A 19,920-nucleotide genomic window follows, 5' to 3' on the forward strand; every position below is an offset into this window, starting at 1 on the left:
TATATCATCTTGATTTTTTGGATTAACTCCAAAATATAATTCTATTTTATATTTATCATTTCTTTTATGTTCCCAAATAATTGCCCCCCCTATGTTCTTCATAAAAATGGTCTAAATATTTTGTTAATCCATTAGTTTGATAATATGCAACTGCACCTAATATTAAACCGGTAGAACCAGTTATTACAGCAAATGATAATGCTATTTTTTGAAAATTTGTTTTTATTCATGTTTTCATATTAAATTACTCCTTTTTTTCTTAATTTCACTTTTAAATTGTACTATTTTCTATTATTTTTACAAGTATGCTTTTAAATGCAAAATAACGCCTAAATTAAAGGCGTTTATTTTATAATACCTATACTATTAATTATATTGAAATTGTTTATTATATTTTAAATATGAAAGTCGTTTTTTAAAAAGTTTTGATTTAATTTTAAATTACACTTATATATGTTTATAATAAAAAAGTAAATTAATTTTTTAAATATATTTACAATAAATTTAAAATTTAAAAAAAGTTAGGAGAAAAAATATGAGTTTTAATTATTTATGAACTTTAAAAGAAGCAACAAAAAGAATGTATCAATCATTTAGAGATGATGTAAAAAATCAATGAGAAAAAACCTTTAATTTTGTAGAAAAGTAATGATACATGATAAAGTGTTATTTTTAGAGAATTTTTACACTAAATAATGTTACTTTTAACAAATTTTTAATTAAAAATAATATTTTAAGTGTAAATTGATGAATAATTTTTGATCATCCATACTTTTCTACATAATTAAAAGAAAAAACAGATTGAAGAATCTTAAAAGAAAGAGATAGAAAATATATCCCCGTTAAAATTAAAACAAGAACTAGAAATACTATCAATGGTCTTGTTACTTATAAATGTCGTGATTATAAATATTATGATGAACAATTAAAAAAATGAGTTCCTATTTGTTTATTAGATGAAAAATTGCAATTACCTAAATACAAAAGGACTTGTCAAGATATCAAAAATAATGTTATTGAACATTTTGCAGATGGAAAAAGGTATATTGACATTTTACATACTATGAAACAAACAAAATTTAGCACAACAAGTATTAGTAGATTATTTCAAGAATATCAAGTTAGTAAATTAGATGTTCCTAAAATAAAATTAGAACCAAATCAATTTATTTATATTAGTATTGATGATGGACATCGAAAGTTTTGAAAATTTAAACGAAATTCTGGTAAATATTCAATGCGTTTAGTGTTATTTTGTACAGATAATGTTAATCATAAATTAGTTAATAAAAGAGTAGATGTAATAATAAGACCAACAAAAACTAAAATTGGAGTTCAAAAAACTGCTGAATTTATTTTAGAACAAGGAAATAGATTTTTTGAAAATTTTGACCAAGCAAAAATCATTATTTGTGGAGATAGTGCAGAATGAATTAAAGATGTTGCTAATTATTTAGATGCACAATTTGTTTTAGATAAATTCCATTTAGTTAAAAAGTTGTATGTAGGAATTATTGCTGGAAACAAAGGAAAATATTTTGAAGAATATAATACTTGTAGAAACTTTATTGAAAATGGTCAATATGATGAATTAATAAAGTATATGAATGAAATATTAAAAAATCATAAAAAATTAAAAAAACAATATTTTAAAAATAATAAACAAGGAATTGAAAATCAAGGTGCAAAATGAAATATTGGTACTTTTGCTGAAAGTAATATTTGATATATTTTAAAAGAAATGCTTGGTAATAGAACATATAGCATAGATATTTATATTAAAATGGTTATTTTTAAATGTAATCTTGTGAATTCTAAAACATAATCAAAATTTTTATTTTTATTAAAATATTAAAAACTTATTAATTAAAAGTTAATAAGAATTTTTGTTGTGTATTTATATTAAATTTTCTTATTGATTTTTTAATATTTGTATTTTAATTGAAATTAATTTAATTTAGTAGTAATATTTACTTACAATTGCATATAATTACAATTATTTCTTGTCTATAATTTAAAAGAAATGTTTAAAAAGTAATTATATCCTCCGTTTTTGTTACCGTCCCGTTATACTTTTAACCTTGGTATCTTTGTCTAATGGTTTTTGTAATTTAATAATAATTGGATAACCATCTCTTGTTTTAAAATCTTTAATTTTAATAATAGTAATACTTTTAGTACTTCTTGTTTTTGGATTTTGATAAGGTTGTGAATAATTATTAATGATATATAAATTATCAATATTATTTTCAGTTAATGGTTCATTAATACTAACTGCATATAACTTAAATTGATTTAATAAATTTATTTCTTGAAATATTAAATTTTTAATATCAGTCATACTATATTCAATTGTATTATCATTAATATTGGTGCTAGCTCTTTGATTTAATTGCATAGTAAAGTCAGATGTTTCAACAGCAGTAGTTTTTAATACTTTATCAATATCAATAAATCCAATTTTAATAGTATTTGCTGAAAATCTTAAACTATTATTTTCATTATTTTTAAATAAATGTTCAATTTCATAAATATAAATTGTTCTTTTTTTAAATTCATCATAAGCTCTATTAATATCTGGATCACTAGTAGCACGCATCATATTAGTAAAGTCATAAGGAATATTATCTATTAAATAATCATTTTCTACATCTGCTTGATTAAGTTTAGTTTGCTTTTGTTTCTGTGGAAACTTGGTTTGTGGTTTGTTGTCTTGGTTGTCCATTGTTTTCTCCTATTAATTGGTTATTTTCGGGATTAAATAATTTTAATTTAACTGTTAAATTATTAATTTCTTGTTCATCATTAATATTAAATGTTTTACTATTTAATAAATCTTTATCCATACGTACTAATATTTGAATAAATTTAAGAATATCAATATTAAATTGTCATAATTTTTGTTCAATATAATTAATGGTTGAAATATTAACTGCTGTACTTTCGGGAACTGATTGTTGTGCAGATTTCTTTTGACTTGGTATATGAATACCACAACGTTTAAATATTTCATTAACATTTCAATCATATATATCAGTTAAATTTTTACCTTTAAAATTACTATTTGTCATATTGATATTTTCGTTTTGTTCATTATTATCTCCACCACTTTTAAATATGTAGTTTTTAGTAACCAATATTCTTACTGCTTCTTCTAATGTTGATTGAACATTACCATAAGTTTGACTAAATATAAATTTAGGTGAGTTTAAAATAGTATCTAAAACAATTTGTTCATAAATAACATCTAATGCTTTAATTTTATCCATTACTTTTTCACAATCTGCTTGTTCATTTGCTTTATTTCTCATAATTGCTATTGGTATATAATTAATATTTAGTATTTGTTCTTGTACTAAATTGGGATTATTAATGTATGATTTAAAATCTAATTTATTTTGTTTTTTAGTATCATTAATACTATAAATTGCACGATTAATTGTTACTTGTTTATTATTTAATGTATAAACTTCAAATAATCTTACAGTTTGAGAATTTTGTTCATAATTATCATAAAAAATAGTACATTGAATTAATTTACCAGTAATATCATAAACTCTTTGTTGAATATCTATTACTTGAAAATATAAGTCATCATTAGCAATATAAATTAAATAACCACTAATTCCTAATTTACTTAATTTAAAAATAGAATTTCAATTTTTTCTATAAAATTCTTGTTGAATTAAATATTGTTTAATAGTTTCATTATTAATATCTAATGGAGCATTATATAGATTAGCATTATTTTCCTTTAATTTTGTAGAAAAGTAATGATACATGATAAAGTGTTATTTTTAGAGAATTTTTACACTAAATAATGTTATTTTTAACAAATTTTTAATTAAAAATAATATTTTAAGTGTAAATTGATGAATAATTTTTGGTCATCCATACTTTTCTACATAATTAAAATTATTTTCTGCTACAAAATCAGTAAAATAAGTTTCATGATTAAAATCATTAAAACCAAAATAATTTAAAATAGAAGCATGTGTACTTTTATTTTTATTAGTTAAAAATTTTAATTTTTCATTTTGATTATCATTAATATTTGTTTTATCTTTTCTTTTAAATAAACTTAGCATAATACTCACCACCTTTCTAAAAGATTTGATTAATTTTTAATACAATTTTTACTATAATAAATATAATTAAACCAGCAGTTGCTGATGATAGAATTACTCCAATTAAACCTAAAATAATTTTTATAATTTTAAAAAACATAATATTATTCCTGTAATTCTTCTAATTTTCATAAATTACCTTTTAAATTACCTTTTCCACTATAAATAGTAATCAATTTAGCATGTTGAACTGATAAAATTACTATATTAACACTATCATTGAAGGTTTGTATTGGTACACCAGCAATTTTGTTATCCGTTATAATAAATTCTTGAATAGTATAAACTGGATTATATATACTTCAAGAATAATAAACTCTATAATGTTTATTAACTATAAAATCATAAGTAATTTGTCAATTATCTCATTTATTTTTTTCTCTTATTCCTACTTCTTTTCAGTTTGAACCACTTGGACTTGGTGTTGGATTATCTGGTAATTCAATATCTCAACAATTTTCTTCAACTTCATTTGTTTCTAAACTTTTTGAATTAATTTTTATTTTTGGTGTAACATCAACTTTAATTGTATTTTGTAATTCTTCTAATGAAAGAATAGCACCATAATTAATATCTCCACCTTTTAAATATAAACTACAATTAAAACTACTTTCTCTAAGAACCTGTTTAGAATCTTTTCGAAAATAATGTAAAATGATTATATATTTTAAAATAAGAGGTATATATGCATAAAAATTATCCAAGTCATGTCACCAAAGAACAATTTGAGAACATAAAATCAATTTTAGAAAATAGCAAAAAGAAAACAAAACCAAGAAGTTTAGATTTATATGAAGTATTTTGTGCAATTTTATATGTATTAAAAAGTGGTTGTCAATGAAGAATGCTACCAAAAAATTTTCCAAAATGACAAACTGTATATTATTATTTTCAAATTTGAAGTAAAAATAATGGTAAAGAACCTAGTGTATTGCAATTAATTTTAAAAAAAATTAGTTAAAAAAATTCGTATCAATAATAATCGCAAAGAACAAACTAGTTTTTGTATAATTGATTCGCAAAGTGTTAAAAATACAGATACTACCGAAAATAAAGGTTATGATGCTGGTAAAAAGATTTCAGGCATAAAACGTCATATTGTTGTTGATTCTCAAGGTTTACCACATGCAATTTACATAACCACAGCAGAAAAAACAGATCGTAATAGCGCTATAATAATGATTGAAAATGAAAAAGAAAATCTTTCTGCAGTTCAAAAAATAATAGTAGATGCTGGTTATACTGGTGAAAAATTTGCTTCTGAAATCAAAACAATCATAAATGCAAATGTTGAAGTGATAAAACGTAATGAATTACATACTTTTGTAGTATTACCAAAAAGATGAATTGTAGAACGAAGCTTTGCTTGATTAGAAAAATACAGAAGATTATGAAAAAATTGCTTTAATTTTGTAGAAAAGTAATGATACATGATAAAGTGTTATTTTTAGAGAATTTTTACACTAAATAATGTTACTTTTAACAAATTTTTAATTAAAAATAATATTTTAAGTGTAAATTGATGAATAATTTTTGGTCATCCATACTTTTCTACATAATTAAAAAAAAATTGTGAAAGAAAACTAAATACTAGTTTACAAATGGTTGTTCTTTCATTTATTTCAGTTTTATTAAAAAGATTCTAAACAGGTTCTAACAGTTAAAGTTAATATTACATCTTCATCTTTAATTTTAAATTTTGCAAGTAAGTAATCTCCACCTAAATAATTACCAGTTTTAAATTCTACTTTATGCTTTATATTTGCTTGATTTACTGGTAATTCATCTAATGTTATAATTACTCTATATACAGTATTAAAATTAATTTCAAACGTATCTCATTCACGATTATTTTTACTTTTACTTATTACTTTTCATATTTCTTTATCTTGTTTTTTATCAATATTTGCTTTATTTTCATTAATAGCACCAGCAACAGTTTTATTAATAGTTTCTAAATTAGGGATTTCTTGACTTAGAACCTGTTTAGGATCTTTTTTGACTAATTTTTAATTAAATTAATATTATAAGTTTTTATTTATAATAAAAAAATAGATTTTTAGTTGATAAGTGATCAAATTATAAAATTTTTTAAAGAAAAAATGAACAAGAAAATAAAATGCTAATTAAATACCTATTTATAAATAATTATTCCTTGTTTTAGCGGAATTATATTAGAAAGATCTAAACAGATTCTTACTAATTTTATCATTAATATAATAAGGTGAAATGAAATCTTTTCTACTTATATTTTGAATATTACCTGTTTTTATTAAACTTTTTCTTTAATTTTGTAGAAAAGTAATGATACATGATAAAGTGTTATTTTTAGAGAATTTTTACACTAAATAATGTTATTTTTAACAAATTTTTAATTAAAAATAATATTTTAAGTGTAAATTGATGAATAATTTTTGGTCATCCATACTTTTCTACATAATTAAAAAACTTTTTTGTTTTAATTCTACTTTAATACTATATTTATTTTTATTTTGTTCATCAATAAATTTTTTTATGATTTCATTTGAAACTAGAAAAACCATTAAGCGGTTTGAAGACAAACTTGATGGTTTAAGACAATATTTAAAACAAAATATTCATATCATATGACTTGTTCCTAAAGAAAATATGAAAAAATTTGTTAATGAGCAAATTAAAGCATACAACTGAAAATTAGAACAACACCATATAGAAATATTTAATTCATAATATTAATAAAGTTTATATTATTTAAATTAATAGTATATTCACTACCCCCTTCGATACCACATAAAAATCATTTAAAGTAAATATTTTCATTATCATGTCAAATATTTAAATCGAATATTTCTTTAAAGTGATAACGACCTGCCGAATAAGGAATAGAGATATTATATAAAGAATTAGTATTACCTTCACCTTGATTAGTTAAAATATCATTAGTTTTTAAATTAGTAAATTTGCTACTGCCATGACTCATTACTGATAAATTTACATATGAATCTTTATCAAAAACAAATGTAGGAAAAATTTTAATAAAGGTATCTCAATTATGAGCATATTTTTTTCAATTTAGTAAATTGTGGGTATCTGAACTATCATTGACAGTTCCAAACATAAAATAAGTTCAGTAATAATAATAATTTAAGTTATTATTTATATTTGATTTATTAAATTGATTCTAATAAACTGCAACTAACTGATTATTACTATCAAAAATTCAATTTAATGAATAATTTTTATCAGTTATTTTTATTGGAGCATTATATAAAAAATTATAAATATCTTTATTATTAACCTGAATTGTAAATATAAATGGGACAGTTTTTTAAAATAATTGTATTAAATCTATTGGTCTTTTATAAGATAGTGATTTTCTGGGTGTAGAATTAATTTGAAATGCTATAGTATTTAAATCTTTTTGTTTATATGAAGATAGATCTGTAGATTTTGGTAAATATCTTCTTAAAATACCATTATTATTTTCATTTAAACCTCTTTGACAAGGTTTACCAGGATCTGCAAAATAAATCTTAACATTACAATTTTTTTCGATTAATTTTCATTTACTAAATTCTTTACCACGATCAAAAGTAATAGTTTTAACTGTTCCTTTTTGTAACTTTGAAATAAATTTTATTATACTTTTTGTAATATTTTCTGATTTATTATTTTTAGTTGCTAAAGGAATTGTGGTTTTTGATCATATATCAGCTAAAGTAATAATAGAACTTTTATGATCTTTACCAATGATAGTATCACCCTCTAAATGACCAAATTCTTCTATATTTTTAATATTAGGAATGATTAAATTTCTTTCATGAATAGACTTACAATTATTAATTCTGCCCCTAGTTTCTTTTTGTTTGTGAGGTTTATTTTTTCCTTTTCTCAATAAGTTATTTTCATCAAAACCCATTCGATTTGTTTTAAACATGTTATATAAAGTTTTTGTTGAAATACTTTTTATTTTATTTTCCTTTAAAAAATTAGCAATTATATCAAGAGCATAATTTTTAGTAATTAACAAATGATTAATAGTATTAATTTCTATTAAAGTTAAAATTATTAATTTTCTACCTGCATTTTGTTTATTTTTTTGAATTTTATTCAATATTTCTAATGGCAATAAGTTTTGATTTAATAATCTACAAACTCTATGTACAGTTGATTTACTATAATCAATGGCTTTTGCTATTTTACGAATCGAAAATCCATAACTTTTATATTCTTTTATTGCTATTATTGATTCAATAGTCAGATACTTATACATTGTGCTAATTCCTTTCTTTTCTTAATTATAGAATTAACACAATTTAATTTTTATATAAGTGTCCTTTTTAATTTTACAATTCAGGTAATAATTAAATTAACAATGGTAGTAGTTAATTCATTGCTAATTTGTCCTTTTAAACTAGATTGGTTAATAAAATACTGTCCTAACTTATTAGCTATTATTTGACTAATTTTATTTTCATATGCTGATTTGCCAATATAATATAGTCCTAAATTTTCACTTAAATCATCACTATGGTCAACTTTATCAGCACCTGCTTTTTGTGAAATATCAATGTGTTTTTCAACTCCACCTAATTGAATATATTGTCAATTATTATCACCGCTAAAATATGTATTAGAATATTCGCTTTTGCTATATGGATTATAATCATTTTTAATAGTAGTTACTTTTCGATAACTAATCATTTCTTGTTTTGTATTTTCAATATTAACTTTATCTTTATCAGGAATAGTAACATCAGGATTATAAACTAGGTTACCTGTTATATCTTTTAATTATGTAGAAAAGTATGGATGACCAAAAATTATTCATCAATTTACACTTAAAATATTATTTTTAATTAAAAATTTGTTAAAAGTAACATTATTTAGTGTAAAAATTCTCTAAAAATAACACTTTATCATGTATCATTACTTTTCTACAAAATTAAAGGTTATATCTACTAAGAAGGTATTTCTAGCATTGGCAAAAGTATAATTTTTTAATGCTGAAGTATCATAACTATAAAATTTATGATTGGTTGTTGATTGGTTAGTAATTCAATCACTAGTACTTAAATAACCATATTGATTATTAAATAATGAATTTTGATTATTATTATTTGTTTGTAAATTGTTAGTAAAAGTAGTATTTTGATTCAAATTAGCAAATGTACTAGTTGAAATTGTTAAAGTTGTAATACTACTTAATAAAATTAAAAATTGTTTCATATTTTTATACTCTTAAAATTAATTTATATTTTTAATAAATATATATATTTATATAATCATTAAAAATATAACGTTATAAATGAATAACGTTATATAAATTATATTATGTTTACAGTATTTCTGCAATAAGTTCTTCATATGCTTGTTTTTGTCGTCAATAATAAGCATATGAAGAATTAATAAAAGAAATTATATAAAAAAAACCCAACAATTAATTTAATCGTGGGAAAATTCGATTCCTATAGAACCTTGCATAACATAAAGTTATACTTACATTATAATGATAGCATAAAAATAGTAAAAGGTCAATGACTGGAGCATTAGCATGGAAAATAATCAAAAACAATGAAAACAATATATAAAGGGTATGGGAATTCGTGTTAAAATTACTGATGATATTGATAAAGAAACTGGTAAGCAAAAGTATCGTCCAGCAATTGTTATTAAATCTTATCCAAGTCATGTAAAAGTACAATTGATGACTACTGAGTCAAGTAATCATGATTATTATAAAATTAAAATTAATAATCAAATTCAATATATAAGACCAATATATTACAGAACTATACCACTTGAATGAGTAAATCAAAAATGAATTGATAATAATAAAAAACAAATATTTATCAGTAAAAACAATTCTTTATTTATTAAAATTCAAGAAATGGAAATTAAAGAAAATCTTGGGTATAAAATTGAATTAAAAAAAAATAAAAAAAGTTTTAAATAAAAATCAAAATTTCAGACAAGAAAATAAACAACTTAAGAAGCAAATTTGTATGCAATCATTAAAGTTAAAAAATCGCAATCATGGATAAATTTCTTTACTAAAAACCAATATGTGAAAAATTAATTTTTAAATCATGTAAAATTATAGTAAGAAAATTTAGGGGGTAAAAATATGTCAAATAAAGTTAAAAGACCAATGAATGCTTATATGCTTTTTAGTAAAGAAAAAAGAGCAATTAAAAACACATAACTAAAAAGGAGAAAATAAAATGAAAAAATTACTAACTACAATAACTCTTAGTGCATTAGTAGGAACAAGTGCAAGTAATTTAAAACCAGTTTTTACAAATAGTGTTGTAAATAATGACTTTAAATCAAATATTAAATTAAGAGTAACTAATGGAACAGACGTTCCTGAAGGTAAATATGCTTGATTTTCTTCTACTAACATAAATTTAAATTTAATTTCACCAAATTGATTATTATCTGCTCATCATGTTTTTGAAGGTGCAACTCCGAAAGACATAGACAGAATTGAAATTGAATTTAAATTTTATAATCAAAAAAATGAAATAGTTGTTATTAAAAGAAAAATTAAGAATTTTATGACTTGAGCTAATAGCAAAGAGCCTAATTGAACTCATGATATCGCATTAGTCCAATTAAATAAACCTATATATGATATAAAACCAATTTCTTTATATGATAAACTAGAAAAACCAAAAACTAATACTATTGCGACTGTTATTGGAAAAGGTGTTTGTGGTGTTGATAATAATGGAAATAGAATATTTCCAAATAAATTGCAAGAAGCAAATATTCCCATATTAGATGATAGTGTTAGTAAAGACCCTAGATGAACATTTCCAAATGGTTGAAATCCTAAAACTGAAATTTTAGCTGGAATAATAACTGGTGATAAAAGAATTACTGCTGCTCCTGGAGATAGTGGAGGCCCACTATTTATAAAACAAAATGATAAAGATGTTCTTGTTGGAATTGTTAGTGGTGCTCCTGTTGATAATACAGAAGATAATTTAATTGATCCTGAACCTGGTGTTTTTACATTTGTTGGCGCTTTTTATGATTGAATTAAAGAAAATACTAATAATTTTAGTTAATAGATTTCATGCATAATTGATTGGTAATCACTGAAAAGAAATGACTAGTAAAGAAAAAACTAAATATGTAAAAATGCAGAAGCAAACAAAAAAATATATGAAAGTGAAACTCAAAAATAATTATTTAATTGATTTACAAATTTTAATTTTAAACACAATGATATATGACAATTCATATATCATTGTGTTATTTTAAAAAAATAAAAAGAAAGGTGAATATTATGAATGTAGAAATAATTGGTTGATTAGCAGTTGTTGTAAATAGTTTTATATTTTTACCTCAAATTATAAAAATTATTAAAACAAAAAGAATACGTGATTTATCATTTTTCATGTTATTAATTCAATTTTTATCTTGTTTTTTATGAATGACTTATGGAATATTCATAAAAAATTGAGAAGTTGTAAGTTTAGATTCAATAATCTTAATATCTACAATTATTATTTTAGGATTTAAATTAAATATTCATTATAAAGAACCATAAAAATAGACCAGCATAGTTATGGTGGTTATTTACATTTTTTGTGATTTACTACTAGTACTTTGATATTGACTTGATAAAAGATGTTTATTTTGTAAACCAATAGAATTTATTTTTACATAATTTGTTGCATATTCGAATTTTGATATTTCTATTTTTAATTTTTCAATTTGATTATTAGTATCATCTTTTTTTGATAGTATTTTTTTAAGTTCCTGATTTTCTAATAAAATTTTATTTTTTATATCTTTATTTTTGTCAATACATCCAAAACTAAAAAATTTAATAACAAAATTGAAAACTGGATTTATCTTTTTTTGCTCAAAATATTTAATATTTTTTCTTATATTATGTATATCTTTATTAATTGTAATTAAATTCTGTTCATGATTTCGTAATTCTAAGTTTTTAATTTTAAATAATTCTATAGTTGTAATTTCCTGAAATTTTTTAAGCAAATCTAACAAATAATCTTTTTCTAGAAACAAATCATCTTTATTGATTGATTTATATATATTTTTTAATTCTTGTAAATTTTGATGAATTTTAGGAACTATAGCCATACTATAATTTCCATTAAAATATTCATTATTTTTTTGAAAAATTTTATAGCAATCTTTAAAATTACCATCAGGAACATTTTGAAGATTATATTTTTCTTTTCTTTCAAAAGCATTAATTTTAATAATATTTCTTTTCTTTCATTCATTTAAAATTTCTTTGATTTCATAAAAAAGGAATATTTTAACATGTTCTTCAATTAATGATTTAAATTCGTGAAAACTATTAGTTTCTTTAAATTTCAATTTTATTAAAATTTCCATTGGATTCTCATTTTTAACTTTTACATTTTTTTGAATTATCTCATTAATTATTAGATTAAAAAATTCACCATCGCCTTTATCTATAAAATATTTTTGAAAATATAAATCTAGCATTTTTCATTTTCTCCTTTTAAATATTAAAACCCATTTACTTTTAAAATAAAGCAATGGGTTAAAATTTATATATTCGATAACAACTACATATTATCAAATTTTGTGTATTTTACAATTAGTTAAGTGTTAATATAAATTGAATTATAAATTACTTAATATTTACTTTTTGTTATGTTTTTTTTCTTCTTTTAATGTTTCCTGAATTGTAAAATTAAAAAGGACACTTATATAAAAATTAAATTGTGTTAATTCTATAATTAAGAAAAGAAAGGAATTAGCACAATGTATAAGTATCTGACTATTGAATCAATAATAGCAATAAAAGAATATAAAAGTTATGGATTTTCGATTCGTAAAATAGCAAAAGCCATTGATTATAGTAAATCAACTGTACATAGAGTTTGTAGATTATTAAATCAAAACTTATTACCATTAGAAATATTGAATAAAATTCAAAAAAATAAACAAAATGCAGGTAGAAAATTAATAATTTTAACTTTAATAGAAATTAATACTATTAATCATTTGTTAATTACTAAAAATTATGCTCTTGATATAATTGCTAATTTTTTAAAGGAAAATAAAATAAAAAGTATTTCAACAAAAACTTTATATAACATGTTTAAAACAAATCGAATGGGTTTTGATGAAAATAACTTATTGAGAAAAGGAAAAAATAAACCTCACAAACAAAAAGAAACTAGGGGCAGAATTAATAATTGTAAGTCTATTCATGAAAGAAATTTAATCATTCCTAATATTAAAAATATAGAAGAATTTGGTCATTTAGAAGGTGATACTATCATTGGTAAAGATCATAAAAGTTCTATTATTACTTTAGCTGATATATGATCAAAAACCACAATTCCTTTAGCAACTAAAAATAATAAATCAGAAAATATTACAAAAAGTATAATAAAATTTATTTCAAAGTTACAAAAAGGAACAGTTAAAACTATTACTTTTGATCGTGGTAAAGAATTTAGTAAATGAAAATTAATCGAAAAAAATTGTAATGTTAAGATTTATTTTGCAGATCCTGGTAAACCTTGTCAAAGAGGTTTAAATGAAAATAATAATGGTATTTTAAGAAGATATTTACCAAAATCTACAGATCTATCTTCATATAAACAAAAAGATTTAAATACTATAGCATTTCAAATTAATTCTACACCCAGAAAATCACTATCTTATAAAAGACCAATAGATTTAATACAATTATTTTAAAAAACTGTCCCATTTATATTTACAATTCAGGTGATCAAAAAAACAGTAGTAATAAATCAAATGAAATTTCATGAAAAGATTAGGAGGATAAAATTATGCAATTAACAAATAAAGAGCAAGAGATTCTATCAACTTATCAAAATTGATTAAAGAAGAATAATTTAAATGATAAATGCATTCTTAATTTTATTGAAGAAAATTCCTTTAATTTTGTAGAAAAGTAATGATACATGATAAAGTGTTATTTTTAGAGAATTTTTACACTAAATAATGTTACTTTTAACAAATTTTTAATTAAAAATAATATTTTAAGTGTAAATTGATGAATAATTTTTGGTCATCCATACTTTTCTACATAATTAAAAGAAAATTCTATACTAGTTTTTCAAACATGAAATTTAAAAGAAATTATTAGTGAAACAATTTGATTAAAAAGTGATAATGAAAAATGACAGTTTTATATCAAAACTTTAGGTGAGAAGTTTAATAAATATTTTTCGCTAGAAGAAATTTTGAAAATTGAAAAAGATTTTGTTTTAAAGATTTTTAAAGAAAAATCAAATTTGTAAACAATATGCAACAATGTATAATTAACTTGTTTATATAATTACAGTGTTTCATTTATATAAGTGTTATTTTTAGAGAATTTTTACACTAAATAATGTTACTTTTAACAAATTTTTAATTAAAAATAATATTTTAAGTGTAAATTGATGAATAATTTTTGGTCATCCATACTTTTCTACATAATTAAAAGAATTAACTACAACGAGTTAGTTCATCAAGATTTACTCATCAAATGACTATCTCAACAAAATGACATTATTTCATATCAAACAGAAAAAGAACTAAAAGCAGAAAGTTATCGAGAAAAAGGATATCCTGACTTATTAGTTCACTATGAAAATAAAATCATGATTATTGAATTTGAAAGAACTAGAAAAACTAAACAACGAATGAGACAAAAGTTTGATGGATTACGACATTATTGTAAAAACGGATGCGAAGTTTTACTTTTAGTTCCAAATGAAAGCATGAAAAAATTCGTTGATGAACAAATCAAAATTTACAACTGAAAACTAGCAACTTTCAAAACCCAAATATTTAATATTAATATAGACAATTAATAGTTAAATTTTGGTTAAAACTTAACTAATTGTAAAATACACAAAATTTGATAACATATAGCTGTTATCCAATATATAAGTTTTAACCCATTACTTTATTTTAAAAGTAAATGGGTTTTAATATTTAAAAGGAGATATTAACATGACTGACAAAACTAAATCACAAACATATAATTTTCTTTTAATTATGTAGAAAAGTATGGATGACCAAAAATTATTCATCAATTTACACTTAAAATATTATTTTTAATTAAAAATTTGTTAAAAGTAACATTATTTAGTGTAAAAATTCTCTAAAAATAACACTTTATCATGTATCATTACTTTTCTACAAAATTAAAGTAATTTTCTATTAGAAAATAAATCCATAGAAGATATTTTAAAACAAGAAAACATTTTTGTGAAAGAAATCAAAAACAAGAGACATGGAGGAAAAACATATAGGATTGATAATAATCAACAACTTAATGATGATTCCTTAGAACCTGTTTAGAATCTTTTTAATAAAACTGAAATAAATGAAAGAACAACCATTTGTAAACTAGTATTTAGTTTTCTTTCACAATTTTTTCATAATCTTCTGTATTTTTCTAATCAAGCAAAGCTTCGTTCTACAATTCATCTTTTTGGTAATACTACAAAAGTATGTAATTCATTACGTTTTATCACTTCAACATTTGCATTTATGATTGTTTTGATTTCAGAAGCAAATTTTTCACCAGTATAACCAGCATCTACTATTATTTTTTGAACTGCAGAAAGATTTTCTTTTTCATTTTCAATCATTATTATAGCGCTATTACGATCTGTTTTTTCTTTTAATTATGTAGAAAAGTATGGATGACCAAAAATTATTCATCAATTTACACTTAAAATATTATTTTTAATTAAAAATTTGTTAAAAGTAACATTATTTAGTGTAAAAATTCTCTAAAAATAACACTTTATCATGTATAATTACTTTTCTACAAAATTAAAGGTTTTTTCTGCTGTGGTTATGTAAATTGCATGTGGTAAACCTTGAGAATCAACAACAATATGACGTTTTATGCCTGAAATCTTTTTACCAGCATCATAACCTTTATTTTCAGTAGTATCTGTATTTTTAACACTTTGCGAATCAATTATACAAAAACTAGTTTGTTCTTTGCGATTATTATTGATACGAACTTTTTTAACTAATTTTTTTTAAAATTAATTGCAATACACTAGGTTCTTTACCATTATTTTTACTTCAAATTTGAAAATAATAATATACAGTTTGTCATTTTGGAAAATTTTTTGGTAGCATTCTTCATTGACAACCACTTTTTAATACATATAAAATTGCACAAAATACTTCATATAAATCTAAACTTCTTGGTTTTGTTTTCTTTTTGCTATTTTCTAAAATTGATTTTATGTTCTCAAATTGTTCTTTGGTGACATGACTTGGATAATTTTTATGCATATATACCTCTTATTTTAAAATATATAATCATTTTACATTATTTTCGAAAAGATTCTAAACAGGTTCTTAGAAAATAATATAAAAAATTTAGAACCAATTGGTATTAGTTTAATAGATAACCAAAATATGCAAAAAACAAATGTTGATACATGAACAAAACTAACTAATTACTTAAATTGAGCAACACCAAATGCAGAACAACTAATACAAGCTCAAAGAACAATTCAAGAAAAAGACAAAGAAATTGAACAACTTAAAAAGCAAATTAAAGAATTAAAACAATCAAAACAAATCAATGTGAATTTCAATAAGTTTAAATATAATATAATGCTGTAACAATTTATGATGAAAAACAAAGAAAAAAGACAAGAATTGAAAAAATTTACAAAGAAATTTTACCAATTAATAACAAAGTTTATTTTATAACGACCATTCAACATATTGATAATTCAATTAATGAAGAGGTAATATATTTTCAACACCTTACAAATGGTGATATACAAGTTGTTAAACAAATAAAGAATTATAAAAATATCAATGATTATAAAAAAGATATTTTACTAATTAATGACATTTCAACCCATAACATTAATAATTTTCAATTTGTACAAATTAAAGACTTTTTAAAACAACAACAAGGTTTCAAATTAAAACCAAATAAAAGTGAAATAGCTACATGAATAATTACTTGGTTAATAATACCCCTAGGTGTAGTGGCTATTAATCTTATTCATCCACCATTATTAATAATAAGCCTTGTAATTAGTGGTATTGCTACAGCCCTTAGAGGAGGGGTAGAATTTTTTTCATCAACTGCAAAAAAAGTTTGATCATGATTTTCAAATAAATATTTTAAAAATAAAGAACAAAAAGAAAAACTTAAAAAAGAACGCGAATCAATAATTAAAAATCTTACCAGTAATAAAACAGAAATTAAATTAGAAACACAATATGATATTTTAAAACAAGAATTGGATAATAGAAAAGAGAAAAATCCAGACCAATTAATAAGTAGTGAAACAATTAATCAAAATTCAAATATTGAATCAGTAAATAATCAAAATTTTGATTCATCTATACGAAATAAAGTAAATAATCAAGATCCACAACCTTCAACAACTTCAAAACATAATTGAAATAAAGTAAAATGCTTATTAACAACATAATTAATAAATTAACAAATTTAATTAAGTAATAAAGTTCTAATCGCTATTTTTTGAAAATAGCGATTTTTTATTATTTTTTACACATTTTTCGTTTTAAAAATATATACTTTTATTAGATATTTTAAGGGTAGAAAAAAATATTCAAAAATAATAAAGAGAGGAATTTTACAATATGGAAAAATGAAGTCAAGCGAATAGAGACAAATACGCTAAAGAAGCTAGAGAAACAAACAAAGCATGAGGAGAAAAAAACGAACGTGAAAGACGAGAAAGAGTTGCTAATGCTCTTGGATTTGAAAAAGATAAATCAAAAATAAATAGCGAAGCTTCAACAAGTAAAAGTCAAAGTTCTAGTAATAAATCACAAAAAATGTAAATCTTAAATACTTTAAAACTGCACAATTGTGCAGTTTATTTAAGAATTTTATTTGTATAATTTTAATGAAAATATTTAACTTAAATAAGTGTTAAATATAAAATAAAAGTGTTATAATTAAATTGTTCTTATTTTTTATAGAACAAAACAATTTTAAAAAATGAATATAAAATTTAAATATAAAAACAAAGAGGCTTTTTAGAAATCTGTCTATCTTTGTTTTACAAAGTACTAGTTTAGATTAATTCTGTCTTCAAATTTTATCATAAAATGAGCAATTGCTGTATTTCAATTTTGAATAGGCAATGTTCATTTTTTTGTTATATTTTCAATTGCTAAATAAAATATTTTGAAAACTGACATATCATTAGGAAAAACTTTTTTATTTCTGATAACTTTTCTTAATTGACTATTAACAGATTCAATAGCATTTGTAGTATAAATTACTCTTTTGATTTCTACAGGATAACTAATAAAAACCATTAAATTTTCTCAATTTTTATATCAAGATTTAGCAATTTGAGGATATTGTTTATTTCATTTACTTTCAAATGATTCTAAAGCTTGCATTGCTTGTTCTTCACTACATGCAGTATAAATTGGCTTTAAATCTGTAACTAAAGTTTTTCGATGTTTGTATGAAACATATTTTAAACTATTTCGAATTTGATGAACAATGCATAATTGATGTTCTGTTTTAGGATAAACTGATTGTATTGCTTCTGACATGCCTGTTAAATTGTCACTACAAGCAATAAGAATATCATTTAAGCCTCGATTTTTCATTTCTGTCAAATTAGATAATCAAAATTTAGCACCTTCATTTTCACTAATTCATAAGCCTAAAACATCTTTTTTGCCTTCTAAATCAACTACTAATGCTATATAAACTGATTTGTTAATAATGCGTTTATCTTGTCTTACTTTAACTACTATACAATCAAAGTAAACAATAGGATAAATACTTTCTAATGGTCGATTTTGTCATGCTTTGACATCATCAATAACATCATCAGTAATTTGACTAATAACACTTTCACTAATATCAGCACCATGATATAACTCTTGTAACTGCATTCTAATGTCAGATAGAGTCATACCTTTTGCATATAGTGAAAGCACTTGTTGATCAAAACCATCAAATCTTCGCTGTCTTTTTGCAACTATTACAGGAGTAAAATCACTATTGCGATCTCTTGGTACATCAATCTCAATTTTACCTTGTTGAGTTATTAATTTTTTTGAACTTGTACCATTACGAGCATTTTCAGTATTACTATGTTGATTTTTTTCATATCCTAAATAATTTTGCATTTCAGAATTCAACATTTTTTCAACTAAACGTTTTGTTAATTCTTTATATAAACCCCCTTCTTTAAAAACTGTTGTTAAATCTCCAGTATTTTCCTTTAATTTTGTAGAAAAGTAATGATACATGATAAAGTGTTATTTTTAGAGAATTTTTACACTAAATAATGTTACTTTTAACAAATTTTTAATTAAAAATAATATTTTAAGTGTAAATTGATGAATAATTTTTGGTCATCCATACTTTTCTACATAATTAAAAGTATTTTCTAATAATAAATCTACTGCTTTTGATATTGGATCATTATTATTAATATTTTGTTTTTTAGCCATCTGTAACTCACTCTTTCTAGTCATTTAATTATATTTACTAGAATTAATTAAACATAGTTATTTTTGTAAGTTACACAGATTACTAAACATTGCCAAAATTACCATTGGTGGAAGACCATATAAAATGTCAATAGAAGATAGACTAGTAATGACTTTAAGATATTTATATGAAAATCGTACATATCATAGTATTGGCGCTGAGTATAATATGGTTGATACTACTGCTTTACGAAATATTCGTTCAATTGAAGACATTTTAATAAAAAATAATAACTTTAATAATTTAACAAATAAAAATATTTTTTTAAAAAGAAGAATTAAAAAATAAAAT

General features: G+C 21.7%; 24 protein-coding genes and 3 pseudogenes. 12 read left to right on the forward strand and 15 right to left on the reverse strand.

Annotation, left to right across the window (positions count from 1 at the left end; genetic code table 4):
* Window positions 1-64: 64 nt before the first annotated feature.
* Window positions 65-238, reverse strand: a complete 174-nt coding sequence (locus AAHH39_RS00330) for a hypothetical protein (RefSeq protein ID WP_342218453.1) — start codon at window positions 236-238, stop codon at window positions 65-67.
* Between the two features lie 434 nt (window positions 239-672).
* Window positions 673-876 carry a hypothetical protein gene (locus AAHH39_RS00335; RefSeq protein ID WP_342218454.1) on the reverse strand — a complete coding sequence of 68 codons (204 nt, stop codon included), beginning with the start codon at window positions 874-876 and terminating at the stop codon, window positions 673-675.
* Here AAHH39_RS00335 and AAHH39_RS00340 point away from each other — a divergent pair.
* Entirely contained in the window at window positions 872-1,825 is a 954-nt protein-coding gene (locus AAHH39_RS00340; protein WP_425288914.1) for an Mbov_0401 family ICE element transposase-like protein, read from the forward strand. The two genes, AAHH39_RS00335 and AAHH39_RS00340, sit on opposite strands and share 5 nt — an antisense overlap.
* Before the next feature lie 231 nt (window positions 1,826-2,056).
* On the opposite strand, the gene AAHH39_RS00345 is transcribed toward AAHH39_RS00340, so the two are convergent.
* The 4 genes and pseudogenes from AAHH39_RS00345 to AAHH39_RS00360 all read right to left on the reverse strand — a co-directional run bounded on the left by AAHH39_RS00345 (window position 2,057) and on the right by AAHH39_RS00360 (window position 4,831).
* Window positions 2,057-2,725 (reverse strand): hypothetical protein, encoded by a 669-nt coding sequence (locus AAHH39_RS00345; RefSeq protein ID WP_342218456.1) that lies wholly within the window; start codon window positions 2,723-2,725, stop codon window positions 2,057-2,059.
* Window positions 2,667-3,782, reverse strand: coding sequence for a hypothetical protein (locus AAHH39_RS00350; RefSeq protein ID WP_342218457.1), 1,116 nt, complete (start codon window positions 3,780-3,782; stop codon window positions 2,667-2,669). Before AAHH39_RS00350 ends, AAHH39_RS00345 begins: the two co-directional genes overlap by 59 nt.
* A gap of 15 nt (window positions 3,783-3,797) precedes the next feature.
* Window positions 3,798-3,917 (reverse strand): annotated as a pseudogene (locus AAHH39_RS13170) (IS30 family transposase); the annotation flags it as partial.
* 314 nt (window positions 3,918-4,231) lie between these two features.
* Window positions 4,232-4,831 carry a hypothetical protein gene (locus AAHH39_RS00360; protein ID WP_342218459.1) on the reverse strand — a complete coding sequence of 200 codons (600 nt, stop codon included), beginning with the start codon at window positions 4,829-4,831 and terminating at the stop codon, window positions 4,232-4,234.
* On the opposite strand from AAHH39_RS00360, the pseudogene AAHH39_RS00365 reads away from it, so the two are divergent.
* Window positions 4,813-5,530: pseudogene (locus AAHH39_RS00365) on the forward strand (IS5 family transposase); the annotation flags it as partial. The gene AAHH39_RS00360 and the pseudogene AAHH39_RS00365 sit on opposite strands and share 19 nt — an antisense overlap.
* 1,000 nt (window positions 5,531-6,530) lie before the next feature.
* The gene (locus tag AAHH39_RS00370; protein ID WP_342218460.1) at window positions 6,531-6,836 is read left to right on the forward strand and encodes a hypothetical protein; all 306 of its coding nucleotides are present in this window, start codon (window positions 6,531-6,533) and stop codon (window positions 6,834-6,836) included.
* Here AAHH39_RS00370 and AAHH39_RS00375 read toward each other — a convergent pair.
* From AAHH39_RS00375 to AAHH39_RS00390, 4 genes are all read right to left on the reverse strand, one after another.
* A complete protein-coding gene (locus tag AAHH39_RS00375) occupies window positions 6,826-7,224 on the reverse strand; it encodes a hypothetical protein (protein WP_342218461.1) in 399 nt (132 codons plus the stop codon). The genes AAHH39_RS00370 and AAHH39_RS00375 overlap by 11 nt on opposite strands.
* A 210-nt stretch (window positions 7,225-7,434) precedes the next feature.
* Window positions 7,435-8,379: an IS30 family transposase gene (locus AAHH39_RS00380; RefSeq protein ID WP_342217458.1), complete on the reverse strand. Its 945-nt coding sequence runs from the start codon at window positions 8,377-8,379 to the stop codon at window positions 7,435-7,437.
* Window positions 8,380-8,429: 50 nt separating this feature from the next.
* Window positions 8,430-8,810 carry a hypothetical protein gene (locus AAHH39_RS00385; protein WP_342218462.1) on the reverse strand — a complete coding sequence of 127 codons (381 nt, stop codon included), beginning with the start codon at window positions 8,808-8,810 and terminating at the stop codon, window positions 8,430-8,432.
* Window positions 8,811-9,035: 225 nt separating this feature from the next.
* Window positions 9,036-9,335: a hypothetical protein gene (locus AAHH39_RS00390; protein WP_342218463.1), complete on the reverse strand. Its 300-nt coding sequence runs from the start codon at window positions 9,333-9,335 to the stop codon at window positions 9,036-9,038.
* A 325-nt stretch (window positions 9,336-9,660) separates the two neighbouring features.
* Here AAHH39_RS00390 and AAHH39_RS00395 point away from each other — a divergent pair, with 325 nt between their 5' ends.
* The 3 genes from AAHH39_RS00395 (at window position 9,661) to AAHH39_RS00405 (ending at window position 11,667) form a co-directional block, all read left to right on the forward strand.
* On the forward strand, window positions 9,661-10,062 hold the full coding sequence (locus tag AAHH39_RS00395; protein ID WP_342218464.1) for a hypothetical protein: 402 nt from the start codon (window positions 9,661-9,663) through the stop codon (window positions 10,060-10,062).
* A gap of 268 nt (window positions 10,063-10,330) precedes the next feature.
* Entirely contained in the window at window positions 10,331-11,182 is an 852-nt protein-coding gene (locus tag AAHH39_RS00400) for a serine protease (RefSeq protein WP_342218465.1), read from the forward strand.
* Window positions 11,183-11,403: 221 nt separating this feature from the next.
* On the forward strand, window positions 11,404-11,667 hold the full coding sequence (locus AAHH39_RS00405; RefSeq protein WP_342218466.1) for a SemiSWEET family transporter: 264 nt from the start codon (window positions 11,404-11,406) through the stop codon (window positions 11,665-11,667).
* 29 nt (window positions 11,668-11,696) lie between these two features.
* Here AAHH39_RS00405 and AAHH39_RS00410 read toward each other — a convergent pair whose 3' ends face one another.
* On the reverse strand, window positions 11,697-12,602 hold the full coding sequence (locus AAHH39_RS00410; protein ID WP_342218467.1) for a hypothetical protein: 906 nt from the start codon (window positions 12,600-12,602) through the stop codon (window positions 11,697-11,699).
* Window positions 12,603-12,884: 282 nt separating this feature from the next.
* Here AAHH39_RS00410 and AAHH39_RS00415 point away from each other — a divergent pair, with 282 nt between their 5' ends.
* Window positions 12,885-13,829, forward strand: a complete 945-nt coding sequence (locus AAHH39_RS00415) for an IS30 family transposase (protein WP_342217458.1) — start codon at window positions 12,885-12,887, stop codon at window positions 13,827-13,829.
* Window positions 13,830-14,542: 713 nt separating this feature from the next.
* On the forward strand, window positions 14,543-14,956 hold the full coding sequence (locus AAHH39_RS00420) for a hypothetical protein (RefSeq protein WP_342218468.1): 414 nt from the start codon (window positions 14,543-14,545) through the stop codon (window positions 14,954-14,956).
* Between the two features lie 489 nt (window positions 14,957-15,445).
* Here the strand turns inward: AAHH39_RS00420 and AAHH39_RS00425 are convergent, their stop codons facing one another.
* Window positions 15,446-15,742: a transposase gene (locus tag AAHH39_RS00425; protein WP_425288910.1), complete on the reverse strand. Its 297-nt coding sequence runs from the start codon at window positions 15,740-15,742 to the stop codon at window positions 15,446-15,448.
* Window positions 15,743-15,934: 192 nt separating this feature from the next.
* Window positions 15,935-16,406, reverse strand: a pseudogene (locus tag AAHH39_RS00430) (IS5 family transposase); the annotation flags it as partial.
* 126 nt (window positions 16,407-16,532) lie between these two features.
* On the opposite strand from AAHH39_RS00430, the gene AAHH39_RS00435 reads away from it, so the two are divergent.
* The 3 genes from AAHH39_RS00435 (at window position 16,533) to AAHH39_RS00445 (ending at window position 17,948) form a co-directional block, all read left to right on the forward strand.
* Window positions 16,533-16,742 carry a hypothetical protein gene (locus AAHH39_RS00435; protein WP_342218469.1) on the forward strand — a complete coding sequence of 70 codons (210 nt, stop codon included), beginning with the start codon at window positions 16,533-16,535 and terminating at the stop codon, window positions 16,740-16,742.
* 377 nt (window positions 16,743-17,119) lie between these two features.
* Complete coding sequence (locus AAHH39_RS00440; protein WP_342218470.1) at window positions 17,120-17,572, forward strand: hypothetical protein; 453 nt, start codon at window positions 17,120-17,122, stop codon at window positions 17,570-17,572.
* Between the two features lie 172 nt (window positions 17,573-17,744).
* Window positions 17,745-17,948: a hypothetical protein gene (locus AAHH39_RS00445; protein WP_342218471.1), complete on the forward strand. Its 204-nt coding sequence runs from the start codon at window positions 17,745-17,747 to the stop codon at window positions 17,946-17,948.
* 231 nt (window positions 17,949-18,179) lie between these two features.
* Here AAHH39_RS00445 and AAHH39_RS00450 read toward each other — a convergent pair whose 3' ends face one another.
* The gene (locus AAHH39_RS00450; RefSeq protein ID WP_342218472.1) at window positions 18,180-19,385 is read right to left on the reverse strand and encodes an IS256 family transposase; all 1,206 of its coding nucleotides are present in this window, start codon (window positions 19,383-19,385) and stop codon (window positions 18,180-18,182) included.
* 15 nt (window positions 19,386-19,400) lie between these two features.
* Window positions 19,401-19,613: a hypothetical protein gene (locus AAHH39_RS00455; RefSeq protein WP_342217499.1), complete on the reverse strand. Its 213-nt coding sequence runs from the start codon at window positions 19,611-19,613 to the stop codon at window positions 19,401-19,403.
* A 100-nt stretch (window positions 19,614-19,713) separates the two neighbouring features.
* On the opposite strand from AAHH39_RS00455, the gene AAHH39_RS00460 reads away from it, so the two are divergent.
* A complete protein-coding gene (locus tag AAHH39_RS00460; protein WP_342218473.1) occupies window positions 19,714-19,917 on the forward strand; it encodes a transposase family protein in 204 nt (67 codons plus the stop codon).
* The last annotated feature ends 3 nt before the right edge of the window (window positions 19,918-19,920 follow it).

The sequence above is a fragment of the Spiroplasma endosymbiont of Amphimallon solstitiale genome (assembly GCF_964030965.1).
In the GTDB taxonomy this organism is placed as follows: Bacteria; Bacillota_I; Bacilli_A; order Mycoplasmatales; family VBWQ01; genus Spiroplasma_E.